The organism is Pedobacter sp. KBW06, from assembly GCF_003852525.1.
Taxonomy (GTDB): Bacteria; Bacteroidota; Bacteroidia; order Sphingobacteriales; family Sphingobacteriaceae; genus Pedobacter.
Genome location: NZ_QAJL01000008.1, coordinates 2,054 through 5,324, shown reverse-complemented (window position 1 = coordinate 5,324; position 3,271 = coordinate 2,054). Strand labels below are relative to the sequence as shown.

2 rRNA genes are annotated in these 3,271 nt (G+C 48.0%); both read right to left on the bottom strand.

Annotated elements, in window-relative coordinates:
• Nucleotides 1-6: 6 nt before the first annotated feature.
• Nucleotides 7-118, bottom strand: a 5S ribosomal RNA gene (gene rrf / locus DBR43_RS32050).
• Nucleotides 119-218: 100 nt separating this feature from the next.
• Nucleotides 219-3,097 (bottom strand): 23S ribosomal RNA (locus DBR43_RS32045).
• Nucleotides 3,098-3,271 lie beyond the last annotated feature (174 nt).

Here is a 3,271-nt window from a genome sequence, read left to right as displayed (position 1 = left end):
TTTAAGATTTGGCACCGACCTACTCTCCCACGTGTTACCGCAGTACCATCGGCTCTGGTGGGCTTGACTTCTCTGTTCGGAATGGGAAGAGGTAGACACCACCGATATAGGCACCTAAATATTTTTAATGTTTCCCTGCTCCATCTATGGATACAGGTCAAACAGTGACATATTATTGAAAGAAGTTAAGTTAGGAAGAACAAACAACAGTTTATTGCTCTTGAAAGCTTCGGATTATTAGTATTACTCGACTTTGATGTCACCACCTTTACATCTGTAACCTATCAACGTAGTAGTCTGCTACGGTCCTATATGGAATTCTCATCTCGTGGCTAGTTTCGCACTTAGATGCTTTCAGCGCTTATCTATTCCCAACGTAGCTACTCTGCAATGCCCCTGGCGGAACAACAGATTCACTAGAGGTTAGTCCAACCCGGTCCTCTCGTACTAAGGTCAGCCCCACTCAAAATTCCTACGCCCACAACAGATAGGGACCGAACTGTCTCGCGACGTTCTGAACCCAGCTCGCGTGCCACTTTAATCGGCGAACAGCCGAACCCTTGGGACCTTCTCCAGCCCCAGGATGTGACGAGCCGACATCGAGGTGCCAAACCTCCCCGTCGATATGAGCTCTTGGGGGAGATCAGCCTGTTATCCCCAGCGTACCTTTTATCCTTTGAGCGATGGCCCTTCCATGCAGAACCACCGGATCACTATATCCGTCTTTCGACCCTGCTCGGCTTGTCTGCCTCACAGTCAAGCAAGCTTATGCTATTGCACTCCTCATACGGTTACCAAGCGTATTGAGCTTACCTTTGAAAGCCTCCGTTACCTTTTTGGAGGCGACCACCCCAGTCAAACTACCCATCAAACAATGTCCCCCTCAGAGAGGGGTTAGACACCGAATACAAAAAGGGTGGTATTTCAACGTTGACTCCAGAACGCCTAGCGACGCCCCTTCATAGTCTCCCACCTATCCTACACATCTTGTATCCAATGTCAATGTTAAATTGTAGTGAAGGTGCATGGGGTCTTTCCGTCCCGTTGCGGGTACCCGGCGTCTTCACCGGGACCACAATTTCACCGAGCTCATGGCTGAGACAGCGCCCAGATCGTTACACCATTCGTGCAGGTCGGAACTTACCCGACAAGGAATTTCGCTACCTTAGGACCGTTATAGTTACGGCCGCCGTTTACTGGGGCTTCGATTCAATGCTTCTCCGTGAGGATGACATCCCCTCTTAACCTTCCAGCACCGGGCAGGTGTCAGGCCTTATACTTCATCTTTCGATTTTGCAAAGCCATGTGTTTTTGTTAAACAGTCGCCTGGGCCTTTTCACTGCGGCTGATATTGCTACCAGCGCCCCTTCTCCCGAAGTTACAGGGCCATTTTGCCGAGTTCCTTAGCCATGATTCACTCGAGCACCTTAGAATTCTCTTCCCGGATACCTGTGTCGGTTTGCGGTACGGGTTTTTATAACCTGAAGCTTAGCGGTTTTTCTTGGAAGTCTGATTACCTGCGCTATCTACGCCCCCGAAGGTTTGCAGTACTATCGGGTTTCAGCTAAGTCTGCGGATTTACCTACAGTCCTAATACCTACGCCCTTTAACGATCTATTCCGTCAGATCGCGGCAGTGTCACTACTCCGTCCCCACATCGCAGTTATAAAAAGTACTGGAATATTAACCAGTTGTCCATCGAATATCCCCTTCGGGTTCTCCTTAGGCCCCGACTAACCCTGATCCGATTAGCGTTGATCAGGAAACCTTATCCTTTCGGTGGGCGGGTTTCTCTCCCGCCTTATCGTTACTTATGCCTACATTTGCTTTTCCAGAAGCTCCACCACAACTTACGTCATAACTTCGCTGCCGCTGGAATGCTCCCCTACCGTAATATTAATATTACCCATAGCTTCGGTGTATAGTTTAATGCCCGTTTATTATCCATGCCCGATCGCTCGACTAGTGAGCTGTTACGCACTCTTTAAATGAATGGCTGCTTCCAAGCCAACATCCTAGCTGTCTATGCAATCGGACCTCGTTAGTTCAACTTAACTATAACTTGGGGACCTTAGCTGATGGTCTGGGTTCTTTCCCTCTCGGCCCGTGACCTTAGCACCCCGGGCCTCACTGCAGTGTATATTATATAGCATTCGGAGTTTGTCTGGATTTGGTAGGATTTGACTCCCCCGCACCCAATCAGTAGCTCTACCTCTATATAACTTTACCACCACGCTGTTCCTAAAAACATTTCGGGGAGTACGAGCTATTTCCCAGTTTGATTAGCCTTTCACCCCTACCCACAGATCATCCGGAAACTTTTCAACGTTTATCGGTTCGGTCCTCCAGTACGTGTTACCGCACCTTCAACCTGTCCATGGGTAGATCACAAGGTTTCGCGTCTACCTCCCCTGACTATACGCCCTATTCAGACTCGCTTTCGCTTCGGCTGCGTGTCTTAAACACTTAACCTTGCCAGAGAAGAGTAACTCGTAGGCTCATTATGCAAAAGGCACGCCGTCACGCCACCTGGACGCTCCGACCGCTTGTAAGCACACAGTTTCAGGTTCTATTTCACTCCCCTGTTCGGGGTTCTTTTCACCTTTCCCTCACGGTACTGGTTCACTATCGGTCTCTCAGGAGTATTTAGCCTTACCGGATGGTGCCGGCAGATTCCCACAAGGCGTCTCCGACCTCGCGGTACTCAGGATACTACTAGGCTAATGTTACTTACGTGTACGCGGCTCTCACGCTATATTGCCAGGCTTCCCATCCTGTTCCACTTCATTTCATTAATACCACATCGTAGTCCTACAACCCCACATATGCCGTAACATAAGTGGTTTGGGCTCTTTCCCTTTCGCTCGCCACTACTTAGGAAATCATTATTATTTTCTCTTCCTCTGCTTACTTAGATGTTTCAGTTCGGCAGGTTTGCGTATTATATACGACTAGTCTTCAACTAGCCAGGTTTCCCCATTCGGAAATCTTCGGATTAATTCATATTTGCTAATACCCGAAGCTTATCGCAGCTTATCACGTCCTTCATCGCCTCTGAGAGCCAAGGCATCCCCTGTGTGCTCTTATTTACTTTCTTCTCTCCATAGCCTTTTGCGCCTATGGAAATGCTTTTTTTTGATTGTTGTTATCTCTACGGAAATCATCATGTGTAAACACATCAATCTTTCCTTCAAGCTAACAACGTCTCTATTGTTGTTTGCTCTTCTTTTTTAACTTCTTCCAATATGTCAAAGAACTTTAGTTCCCCTGA